Origin of the sequence: Achromobacter sp. RTa, from assembly GCF_000757485.1 — a bacterium.
Classification (GTDB): Bacteria; Pseudomonadota; Gammaproteobacteria; order Burkholderiales; family Burkholderiaceae_B; genus Achromobacter.
In genome coordinates, this window is the sequence record NZ_JPYO01000001.1 from 206480 (window position 1) to 216644 (window position 10165).

Below are 10165 nucleotides of genomic sequence, written 5' to 3' on the forward strand. Positions count from 1 at the left end.
CGGATGGCGGCCTTGTGCCAGGGTTTGCCGGAGTTTGTCGAAATCGACCGGCAGGATTCAGAGATATAAGGGAAAAATCGCGTGTGGCAAGCGTGGCTGCCGAGCTACCACGGGGACACTAGGCCCGGCAACCGATCGGTAGGTATAGCGATAGCGCGATGGAGGAGGTGCGAGCGCGCAGGCCGGCGACCGGAGCGGCGGAGCGTCCGGTGGCAATCGCGAGGGAGGTGCGGTAAGCGGCCATAGGTTGCTAGTCAACCATACTTTCGGCGGGAGTGCAAACGGAAACATCCAAAAAAACGGGGGGCGGAACGCCCCTCCGTTATTTTCCGTGCATGGTCACTGCGTCTGCATGTGGCCGTTTTTCACGACTTTACCAAGACGTTCGCGTTCGCTTGCCGCGAATTCGGCGAAGCTGGCGCGCGAGCCGCCGCCGGGTTCTATGCTGCTTTGGCGCAACGCGTCCTGCACTTCCTTCGTTTGCAGAGAGGCGTCGACCGCGGCGTTCATCTTGTCCAGCACGTCGGCGGGCGTGCCCGCGGGTGCGAACAGGCCGGCCCAGTGGCCGATGCGGATCCCCGGAAAGCCCGCTTCCGCCGTGGTGGGGATGTCCGGCGCGCTGGCCATGCGCTTGTTCCAGGTGGTGGCGAGCGCCTTCAGCTTGCCGCTCCGGATCAGCGGCAGGGTCACGATGCTGGCTTCGGACGTGGCGTCGACCTGGTTGCCGATCACGGCTGTGACGCCCTCCGAGCCGCTCTTGTAGGCGATGGGTTCAATGGGCAGGCCCGTGGCCTCCTTCATCATCTCGGCCACGAAATGCGGCGTGCTGCCGTTGCCGGCGGTGGAGAACGTGATGCGGTCCGTCTTGGCCTGTCTGGCGCGCGCGACGAAGTCCTTCAGGTCCTTGGCCGGATTGGACGGATTGGCCACGATGACGGATGGCGTGATCGACAGTAGCGCCACCGGGGTCAGCTCCTCGTCCTTGTAGGGCTGATCCGAGCGGATCAGGCTGTTGGTGACGGTGCCGTTGCTGCCGACCAGATAGGTGTAGCCGTCCGCGGCGCTGTGCGCGACATGCGCTGCGCCCACGACGCCGCCGGCTCCGGGCCGGTTTTCGACGATGACGGGCTGGTGCAGGGCCGACCCCACCGCCTTCGCGATGATTCTTGCGACCAGGTCGTTGGCGCCGCCAGCGGTGAACGGGGCGACGAAGGTAATGGGTTTGTCGGGCCAGGCCGCCAGGGCGGGGGTAGCGGCGAACGCGGCCGAGCAGGCCACCAGCAGGCCGGCGGCATAGCGGGCGGGGGTACGGGACATGAATGCGACTCCAGGGGGCTGGCTGCGCAGCCGGCAGGTCCGGTTGCCGGTAGAGTTGTTATGCCATCTGCGCGGCCGGCGGTTGTGCGAGCCTGGAACTGCCAGTATAGGGACGCTGGCTGGCAGCGGACTGAAACAAACAGGCCGCCCGAAGGCGGCCTGGGTTGGAAGGCGGGGGGCGGCCTAGCGGGCCGGGCCGATGCGCGGTTCGATGTAGTGGTCGCCGCGGGTTTCGCCGCGGACGGCAACCTCGGGATTGGGGCGCCCGTCGTCGCGGGGATCGCGGCCCGGGCGGATGTCGGCGCCTTCCAGGATCCGTGCCTGGTCGGCCACCATCGCGATCTTGCCGATGCGGTTGTGGCGGATTTCAGACAGGGAACGGCGCAGATCGCCCACCGTGAAGGGCTCTTGCCGGTCGCCCCAGGTCCAGCGCAGCACGCCCAGGGACTCTTCCGACAGGTTCGGAGCCAGGTCGGCCAGCACGTCCGTGCCGACCGGCGTGGCGCTGCCCGAGGCGAGGCTGGCGGCCAGCCAGGCCCGGACGGTGAAGAAGACGATCAGGGACCAGATGGCGGCGACGGCCCACCAGAGGTATGGATTGACCTTTTGCACCATGTCCATGGTGGGCTGGCCCAGCGAATGCAGGAAGTCGTAGTTCATGGTGCGGCCGAAATCCAGTATCCAGCGGGCAACCAGGTACCAGATCACAAGGGCGACGGCGATGACGATCGCACGCACAATGAGTCGGGGAAGCGCCAGTTTGAGCAGGGTCTGGCCAATAAGGCGGCAGTCCTGGCGGACGCTTGCGGGCGAAGTCAGATTCATCATGCAAAATATTGTACCTATGACCCGTCCAATTTTAGAACTGCGACCTGGTCAGCATCTGACGCTGACGCCACAGTTGCAGCAATCGATCCGATTGTTGCAGCTGTCCACGCTCGAACTCGAGGCCGAGATTTCGCAGGTGCTCGCGGAGAACCCCTTGCTGGAGCGGGACGACGAACCGCAGTCGACCGAAACGCAGGCCGATTCCGAGCGCGAGTCCTCCGTGCAGGACGACGAGCCGCCGGTCGAGCGCGAGACGCCGGCCGAGGAAATGCCGGGCTCCGGCGGCGTCTATCCGGACGAGGATTCCTCGATGCCGGAGGCTGCCCGGCCGGACACGCTGCGCGAACACCTGGTGGGCCAGTTGGTGCTGACGCGGGCGGAACCCCGCGACGTTGCGCTGGCGGGGCTGTTGATCGACGAACTGGACGAGAACGGCTACCTGGGATCGCCGCTGGAGGAAATCCTGGGGTGGCTGCCTGCTGAAATGGAGCCGGACCTCGACGAGCTGAAGGCCGCTCTTTCGCTGCTGCAGTCGTTCGATCCGGCGGGCATCGGGGCCCGCGACATGGCGGAATGCCTGCTGTTGCAGCTGCGCAACCCGGACCTGGCGCGCCTGCCCGAAGCGGCGGACAGCGCCGTGCTGGCCTGTGCGCGCCGGATCTGCGCCGAACACCTGGCCCTGTTGGCTACCGGCAACACTGTAAAGCTGTGCGCGGCGGCGGGCTGCGACGAACCCACCTTCCGGGCGGCCCACGCCCTGATCCTGCGGCTGGAGCCACGGCCCGGGCGCGCCTGGACCGTGCCCGCCGCCGATTACGCCGTGCCCGACGTCATCGTGCGCAAGACCCGGCGCGGCTGGCAAGCCACCCTGAACAGCGCGGCCGTGCCCAGGCTGCAGATCAACGGGCTGTATGCCCAGATGCTGGGCAACCAGAAGGAATCCGCGCATGCGGGCCTGCAATCGCAATTGCAGCAGGCCCGCTGGATGATCCGCAACGTGGAGCAGCGTTTCGACACCATCCTGCGTGTGGCCCAGGCCATCGTGGAGCATCAGACCGCTTTCTTCAGCCAGGGGCCGGCCGCCATGCGGCCGCTCATCCTGAAGGACATCGCGGGCGAGCTGGGTTTGCACGAATCCACGATTTCGCGCGCTACAACGCAGAAGTACATGCTCACTCCGTTCGGCACGCTGGAGCTCAAGCGCTTCTTCGGCACGGGCGTATCGACGGAAGGCGGGGACGCCACCTCCGCCACGGCGGTGCAGACCTTCATCCGGCAGATGGTGGCGGAGGAGAACCGGGCCAAGCCCCTGTCCGACAGCCAGATCACCCAAAGACTGGCCGATCAGGGGATAGTCATCGCCCGCCGGACGGTGGCAAAGTACCGCGAGGCGCTGCGGATTGCCCCCGCCGCGCTGCGCAAGGCGCAGGCTGGCGCCCGCTGAAATAAGGGACGGACAGCATCAAATTCGTCCCTTATTTCAAGGACTTGCGTGACATTCCGGTTGCAAATTTATTTAGGGCAAGGGCTTGCCAGTCAGCGAATAATTTTCGATAATTATTCTCATGTACATTTGCGTATGTAATGCCATCACCGAACGCCAAGTCCGCGCCAGCGTGGACGGTGGCGCGACGACGCTTTCCGACCTGCAATTCGAGCTGGGCGTGGCCACGTGCTGCGGCTGCTGCGCGGCGACCGCCGCCGAATACCTGCCGGGCGGCCGCTGCTCCAGCGTGTGCGACGTGCGCTCGATTGCCGTTCCGGTCAATCCTCCGGCCACCATGGTCGAATCGGGCGCGCCTGCTGCCAACAGCAGCTTCCCGATTCCGCTCGTCGCCACGGCCTGAGCGATTGGCTCCCTTGCCGGCTCGCTGCCTGTCATGCGGCGAGCCGAGTCGTTTCCTTCTCGCAAAAATCCTCGATAGTCATTGCCAGCCGGCGCACCGGTTCACGCGCGGGCTCGACCACGCATAGCGCCAGTTCGGTCGGCGGTACCGCGGGCAGCTCCGCGTCGACGATCCGGTGGCCTGCACCGATGCAGCGCCGTTCCAGCAGCGCAACCCCCAATCCCCCCGCCAACGCCGCCTGCAGGCCCAGCAGGTTCGGGCTCTCGTACGCGATGCGCCAGTGCCGGCCGGCGGCTTCCAAGGCGTGGATCGCCCGGTTGCGGTAAATGCAGCCCTGCGGGAAGGCCACCAGAGGCACCGGCTCGGCGCCGGCCAGGTCCAGCGAGGGGCTGCAGATCCAGTGCAGGTTTTCGCGCCAGGTCGCCAGCGCGCCGCCGGTTCCCGGTTCCCGCTTGATGAGCGCCACGTCCAGGTCGCCCCGTTCGAGGCCGCGCGCGAGCGAGGCGGTCAGGTCGCAGCGCACCGACAGCCGCACGTCGGGACGCGACAGGGCGAACTGCGACACCACGGCGGTCAGGGTGTCCGCGGCGAAATCGTCCGGGATGCCCAGCCGTATCACGTCCACGCGCTTGCGCCCGCTGACCGCTTCCCGCACCTCGGTCGACAGCGCCAGCATCCGCCGGGCGTAGCCCAGCAAGCGCTCGCCGTCCTCGGTCAGCGAGACCTGGCGGCCCTCGCGGATGAATAGCGCGCAGTCCAGCGACTCTTCCAGCTTGCGGATCTGCTGGCTGACGGTGGACTGGCTGCGGTGCACCCGTTCGCCGGCCGCCGTGAAACCCCCGGCATCCACCACCGACACGAAACTATGGAGAAGATCGAGATCCATCGGGTCACTCCAACACGCATTTGATTTTCAAATACTGTCGATCCGAATAAAGAGTTTGTCAATGGATCCGGGCCCGCGCAGAATCGCCTCATCCGCCGCGCTTGCGGCTTTCGCATCCTCCCTGGATTCCTCATGAAGGCCACCTCTACCTTGTCCGCCAGCGCCTTGCCCGCCGGCGCCGCGCCCGGCATCAGCTGGGCGCCGATCGCGGCGTTCTGCCTGCTGTGGAGCTCAGCGTTCGCGGCGGCGAAGATCGCGGTGCGGGACTGCCCGCCCCTGACCCTGCTGACCATCCGCTTCCTGGTCGCCGGCGCGCTGATGCTGGGCCTGGCGGCGGCGAGCGGCCGTTGGAAGCTGCCCGCGGGCCGGGACCTGGCGGCGCTGGTGCTGCTGGGCGTGCTGAACAACAGTCTGTACCTGGGGCTGAGCTGGTCCGGCATGACTACCGTATCGTCGGCATTCACCGCCGTGCTGATCAGCACCAATCCACTGCTCATCGGCGTGCTGGCGGGCCCCGTGCTGGGCGAGCGCCTGGGGTGGCGCAAGCTGGCCGGCCTGTGCCTGGGGTTGGCGGGCGTGGCCTTGGTGTTGCGTTCCCGGTTGTCCGGCATGCAGGAGGACCTGCATGGCACGCTGCTCGTCACGGGAGGCCTGGTGGCGCTGGTGGCGGGCACGCTGCTTTACAAGCGCCTGAAGCCGGCCTCGGGCCTGTGGACCTCGACGGGCATACAGTCGCTGGCCGGCGCGGCGGCGTTGCTGCCTTTCGCGCTGGCGAACGAGAGCATCGGCGACGCGCGCATGACGGCCAGCCTGTTCTGGAGCATGGCCTACATGATCGTCGCGGTGTCGATGGGCGGCTACTACCTGTGGTTCATGATCCTGGGGCGGGCGAGCGCCACGTCGGCGAGCGCGCTGCATTTTCTGATGCCGCCGCTGGGCCTGTTGTTCGGATGGCTGGTGTTGAGCGAACCGGTGTCGTGGCTGGACCTGCTGGGCATCGTGCCCATCGCGTTCGGCATCTGGCTCGCGACCCGGCGCAGCCCCTGAGACGCATCGAGCGCGGGCTTGCCGCGGGGTTGTTGATATGCAACGAGCGGCTCCGCGCGGTTTTACCTGCCGCCTGGCGAGGCAGGGGGCCGGATCATTGCCCGCCTTCGCCGCGTCGCTTGATGGAATCGGCGGGTTCGCACGCGGTCAAGCCGCATGGACACTGTCTTGAGCATGCAAGGCATCACGCACGCATACTCATTCTCATTAGCCTATCGCTTCCTTCTCGCGGTCCTAAAGCGGTTTACCAAATGCGGTGCAAGGCTAGGCGCGGGCCCGCGCCAGATGGTAGTCTGCCGAAGTTGCGTACGCGCGGCATCGTGCGCTCCTTTGTCGCGATGCACTCGCGTCGCGCCTGACTGCAAGGAGTCCATCATGAAAGGCGACAAAACCGTCATCCAGTTCCTGAACAAGCAACTGACCAACGAGCTGACGGCCATCAACCAATACTTCCTGCATGCGCGCATGTTGAACCATTGGGGCTTCGACAAGCTGGGCAAGCACGAGTACGAAGAATCCATTGGCGAAATGAAGCATGCCGATCGCCTGATCGAACGCATCTTCATGCTGGACGGCCTGCCCAACCTGCAGGATCTGCACAAGCTGCTGATCGGCGAAGACGTGCCGGAACTGCTGGCCTGTGACCTGAAGCTCGAGCAAGGCGCGCAAGCCACCGTCAAGGAAGCGATCGCGCACTGTGAGTCGGTCCGGGATTACGTGTCGCGTGATCTGTTCCAGGACATCCTGGACGACACCGAAGAGCACATCGACTACCTGGAAACGCAGATCGAGCTGATCGACAAGGTCGGCCTCCAGAACTATCTGCAAAGCCAGATGTCCGTGCCGGAATGATTGCCGGACGGCAATGAAAATGGCGCCCCGCGGGGCGCCATTTTTTTCATGCCGCGGGCGTTCGGCCTGGCGGCCGGGCGCCTATGGCCGGGCCGGGCATTCGGCCATGGTGCCCCAGGCGCGATTGGGGCCGCAATACTTGTTCCGCGCGGCCCAGGAGCAGGACGGGCGCTCGAAGAAGCCTTGCGTGGCGCAGTGCGCGAGTTCGCGCTTGAGCGCATCTTGCCAGCCCAGCGCGCCGGGCGCCTGCGCGGTGTTCGGGGGCGGCGGGGGAGCCTGCACCATCTGGGGCGTGCCGTAGCCGCCGGCTTGGGCCTGGCCGCCATTGACCGCGGCCGAAGTGCCGGGGGCCTGCAAGTCCAGCGTGCTGACGTCCGACGGGCCCGAGGGCAGCGGCACGTTCGAGGCCGCGGCGATTTCGCGGGCCTGTTCCGGGCTGATGCGCTCGCGCGAGATCTTCACGGAAGGATCGCTCACGCTGTCGAACAGGGATACGGTATTGACCTGCCATTCCCGGTCGGCCGGCTTGTCGGGCACGCCCAGCGTGCCGTCGATGCGGGGCTGGGGAGGCTGCGCCACATAGGGGCGGCCGTTTGCGTCCAGCACGGGCTGCTGCGAAGCCGCCGTGTCCTGGCCAGGAGCGGGCGCGGCGGTTGGCGCATGCGCCACCAGCCAGTCACCCAGTTGAATGCCGCCCCAGGCGGACGCGCCAAGCGCGACCAGGAGCGTTGCGAATAAGAAACGCCAAGACATTGCTACCCTCATCTGCCGTGCGGAACCCCAACGGGTCTACGCTTTGTCTCCGAAAACCTTGCCGCCGTGCTCCCGCATGGCGTGGAATTTCACATCGGGATACAGTTCTTCGGCAACGCGCAATTGCGCGGGAGAACCGATCAAAAACGCCGCCGCATCCACAACATCATAGGCGATATGGGCTGCATTGGCATCCATGAACTTGCGCAGCGCCTTGGGGTTTTCAGACGTAATCCAACGTGCCATTGTGTAGCGGGAAGGCAGCATCCGGGCGTCCACGCCGTACTCCGTCTTCAGCCGGTGCGCGACCACTTCGAACTGCAGCTGGCCGACCGCGCCGAGCAGCAGGGAACCCCCGGCGGCCTCGGGGCGGAACACCTGGATGGCCCCTTCCTCGCCCAGCTGGGTCAGGCCGGTGCGTAGCTGCTTCGTGCGCAGCGGGTCCTTGACTTCCACCGCCTGGAACAGCTCGGGAGCGAAGAACGGCAGGCCGGTGAATTGCAGCGTTTCGCCTTCGGTCAGCACGTCGCCCAGTTGCAGCACGCCGTGGTTGGGGATGCCGATCACGTCGCCCGCATAGGCCTCGTCCAGCAGCTCGCGCCGCTGCGACAGGAAGGACACCACGTTGTTGGGGCGCATTTCCTTGTTGGTGCGGGCGACCTTCAGGCGCATGCCGCGCTCGAAGCGGCCGGAGCTGACGCGCACGAAAGCGACGCGGTCGCGGTGCGCGGGGTCCATGTTGGCCTGCACCTTGAAGACCACGCCGGTGAACTTGGGTTCTTCGGGCTGCACCTCGCGCTGCAGCGCCACGCGCGGGCCCGGGCGCGGGGCCTGTTCCACCAGCGCATCCAGGACTTCCTGAACGCCGAAGTTGTTGATGGCGGAACCGAAGAACACGGGAGTCTGCTTGCCGGCCAGGAACTGATCGCGGTCGAAGGCGGGAGCGGCTTCATTGATGAGCTCGATCTCGCTGCTGGCCTGCTCGAACGCCGCGCCGAAGCGCCGGGCGATTTCGGGATTGGCCAGGCCTTCGATGAAATCGTCGCTGTCCGAGCGGCGCTCCTGCCCGGGGCGGAACACGCGCATGCGGTCGCGGCGGATGTCGAACACGCCGCCGAACGCCTTGCCCATGCCGACAGGCCACGAAAACGGCACCGCGTCCATGCCCAGGTGGCCTTCGATTTCGGACAGCAGGTCCAGGGGCTCGCGCACTTCGCGGTCCATCTTGTTGATGAACGTGATGATGGGCGTGTTGCGCGCGCGGCAGACCTGCAGGAGGCGGATGGTCTGCGGCTCGACGCCGTTGGCGGCGTCGATCACCATCAGGGCCGCGTCCACCGCCGTCAACACGCGGTAGGTGTCTTCGGAGAAGTCCTGGTGGCCCGGGGTATCAAGCAGATTGATGACGCAATCGCGGTACTCCATCTGCATCACGGAGGACGCCACGGAAATGCCGCGCTGCTTTTCGATCTCCATCCAGTCGGACGATGCGTGGCGCGATGCCTTGCGAGCCTTGACGCTGCCGGCGATCTGGATCGCGCCTGCGAACAGCAGCAGTTTTTCGGTCAGCGTTGTCTTGCCCGCGTCAGGGTGGGAAATGATGGCGAACGTACGGCGCCGCGCAACTTCTTGGGTGATGTTCATGATCGGAGGATTTTACTTAACGCCGTTTCTTCGCCCGGCGTGGTCCGGTATCGGGCACGAAAGCGCGCGGGGCATGCGCCGCAGCCGGCGCATGCCCCGCGCATGGGGTTCAGGAATGGCGGCGGAACGACGCCAGGAACACGCCCGCCAGGATGAACAGCGAACCGAAGGTCCGGTTCATCCAGCGGATGTGCTTCGCGTCGCGCAGCATGCGCAGCACGCGCGCCGCCAGCAGCGTGTAGACGCCCATGGCCACCAGGTCGGTGAACGCCAGCGTGCCCGCCAGCGCCGCGTATTGCGGTATGAGCGGCAGCGTGGTGTCCACGAACTGCGGCACCACGGCCAGCAGGAACACCGTGCCCTTGGGATTCATGGTGTTGATCAGGAAGCCCCGCAGCACCAGATCGCGGATCGAGGCGCGCTTGGGATCGCCGGCATCGACGGCGACCGGCGCCGCATCCGTGCGGATCTGGCGCACGCCCAGGTAGATCAGGTAGGCCACGCCCAGGTACTTGACCACATTGAAGGCCATTTCCGAGGTGGCCAGCACGGCGCCCAGGCCCACGGCCACGACGACGAACTGGAACAGGATGCCCATGATCAGGCCGGCCGTGTTCCAGTAGCCGCGCGAGAACCCATACTTCAGCCCGGAGGACATTGCCGAAATCGCTCCCGCGCCGGGCGAGAACGAAATGGCCCAGGAGGCCAGGAAAAACGTCAACCAGGTGGATAAAGGCATGGTGCGGGTCCGTGGATCGCGGTTCTGGGGGTGCCGACGAATATTACTTGCTCAACAGTGCGGCGCGCGGGCCGCCGGCGGGACGGCCGGAACCGCCATTGCCGGCCGGGCGGGCGGCGCCTTCCGGACGGCGATGGTTCTGCTGGGGCCGGTTTTCGTTGCGGCCAGCGTGCGCCGGGCGGTCGCCGGCCGGCTTGCCGTCGCGCGGGCCATGGCTGGCGCGGCCTTCGCCGGAGCGGGCCGGGGCCTGCG

10 protein-coding genes and 1 pseudogene are annotated in these 10165 nt (G+C 66.4%); 4 read left to right on the forward strand and 7 right to left on the reverse strand.

What is annotated here, in order from left to right; all coding sequences use genetic code 11:
- Positions 1–339: 339 nt before the first annotated feature.
- On the reverse strand, positions 340–1317 hold the full coding sequence (locus JL37_RS00950; protein ID WP_043541332.1) for a tripartite tricarboxylate transporter substrate binding protein: 978 nt from the start codon (positions 1315–1317) through the stop codon (positions 340–342).
- Positions 1318–1500: 183 nt separating this feature from the next.
- A complete protein-coding gene (locus JL37_RS00955; RefSeq protein WP_043541333.1) occupies positions 1501–2145 on the reverse strand; it encodes a hypothetical protein in 645 nt (214 codons plus the stop codon).
- Here JL37_RS00955 and rpoN point away from each other — a divergent pair.
- Both rpoN and JL37_RS00965 read left to right on the forward strand, forming a co-directional pair.
- Positions 2144–3589 (forward strand): RNA polymerase factor sigma-54, encoded by a 1446-nt coding sequence (gene rpoN / locus JL37_RS00960; protein WP_043541334.1) that lies wholly within the window; start codon positions 2144–2146, stop codon positions 3587–3589. The genes JL37_RS00955 and rpoN overlap by 2 nt on opposite strands.
- Before the next feature lie 121 nt (positions 3590–3710).
- Positions 3711–3992 carry a bacterioferritin-associated ferredoxin gene (locus JL37_RS00965; protein ID WP_043541336.1) on the forward strand — a complete coding sequence of 94 codons (282 nt, stop codon included), beginning with the start codon at positions 3711–3713 and terminating at the stop codon, positions 3990–3992.
- 31 nt (positions 3993–4023) lie between these two features.
- On the opposite strand, the gene JL37_RS00970 is transcribed toward JL37_RS00965, so the two are convergent.
- Positions 4024–4878, reverse strand: a complete 855-nt coding sequence (locus JL37_RS00970; protein WP_043541337.1) for a LysR substrate-binding domain-containing protein — start codon at positions 4876–4878, stop codon at positions 4024–4026.
- A 132-nt stretch (positions 4879–5010) separates the two neighbouring features.
- Here JL37_RS00970 and JL37_RS00975 point away from each other — a divergent pair, with 132 nt between their 5' ends.
- Positions 5011–5925 carry a DMT family transporter gene (locus JL37_RS00975; RefSeq protein WP_043541339.1) on the forward strand — a complete coding sequence of 305 codons (915 nt, stop codon included), beginning with the start codon at positions 5011–5013 and terminating at the stop codon, positions 5923–5925.
- 375 nt (positions 5926–6300) lie between these two features.
- Positions 6301–6777 carry a bacterioferritin gene (bfr, locus tag JL37_RS00980; RefSeq protein WP_043541340.1) on the forward strand — a complete coding sequence of 159 codons (477 nt, stop codon included), beginning with the start codon at positions 6301–6303 and terminating at the stop codon, positions 6775–6777.
- An 81-nt stretch (positions 6778–6858) separates the two neighbouring features.
- Here bfr and JL37_RS00985 read toward each other — a convergent pair whose 3' ends face one another.
- From JL37_RS00985 to JL37_RS30630, 4 genes and pseudogenes are all read right to left on the reverse strand, one after another.
- On the reverse strand, positions 6859–7542 hold the full coding sequence (locus JL37_RS00985) for a hypothetical protein (RefSeq protein ID WP_197064568.1): 684 nt from the start codon (positions 7540–7542) through the stop codon (positions 6859–6861).
- 24 nt (positions 7543–7566) lie between these two features.
- Complete coding sequence (locus JL37_RS00990) at positions 7567–9174, reverse strand: peptide chain release factor 3 (RefSeq protein WP_043541342.1); 1608 nt, start codon at positions 9172–9174, stop codon at positions 7567–7569.
- Between the two features lie 109 nt (positions 9175–9283).
- Positions 9284–9913: a LysE family translocator gene (locus tag JL37_RS00995; protein WP_043541344.1), complete on the reverse strand. Its 630-nt coding sequence runs from the start codon at positions 9911–9913 to the stop codon at positions 9284–9286.
- 43 nt (positions 9914–9956) lie between these two features.
- Positions 9957–10165 (reverse strand): annotated as a pseudogene (locus JL37_RS30630) (RNA helicase); the annotation flags it as partial.

What these genes read in the sequence shown, in the direction of transcription:
- JL37_RS00975 (WP_043541339.1), top strand. Translation starts at nt 5,011, where the DNA reads ATGAAGGCCACCTCTACCTTGTCCGCCAGCGCCTTGCCCGCCGGCGCC.
- JL37_RS00990 (WP_043541342.1), bottom strand. Translation starts at nt 9,174, where the DNA reads ATGAACATCACCCAAGAAGTTGCGCGGCGCCGTACGTTCGCCATCATT.
- JL37_RS00950 (WP_043541332.1), bottom strand. Translation starts at nt 1,317, where the DNA reads ATGTCCCGTACCCCCGCCCGCTATGCCGCCGGCCTGCTGGTGGCCTGC.
- JL37_RS00955 (WP_043541333.1), bottom strand. Translation starts at nt 2,145, where the DNA reads ATGATGAATCTGACTTCGCCCGCAAGCGTCCGCCAGGACTGCCGCCTT.
- rpoN (WP_043541334.1), top strand. Translation starts at nt 2,144, where the DNA reads ATGCAAAATATTGTACCTATGACCCGTCCAATTTTAGAACTGCGACCT.
- JL37_RS00970 (WP_043541337.1), bottom strand. Translation starts at nt 4,878, where the DNA reads ATGGATCTCGATCTTCTCCATAGTTTCGTGTCGGTGGTGGATGCCGGG.
- JL37_RS00985 (WP_197064568.1), bottom strand. Translation starts at nt 7,542, where the DNA reads ATGAGGGTAGCAATGTCTTGGCGTTTCTTATTCGCAACGCTCCTGGTC.
- bfr (WP_043541340.1), top strand. Translation starts at nt 6,301, where the DNA reads ATGAAAGGCGACAAAACCGTCATCCAGTTCCTGAACAAGCAACTGACC.
- JL37_RS00965 (WP_043541336.1), top strand. Translation starts at nt 3,711, where the DNA reads ATGTACATTTGCGTATGTAATGCCATCACCGAACGCCAAGTCCGCGCC.
- JL37_RS00995 (WP_043541344.1), bottom strand. Translation starts at nt 9,913, where the DNA reads ATGCCTTTATCCACCTGGTTGACGTTTTTCCTGGCCTCCTGGGCCATT.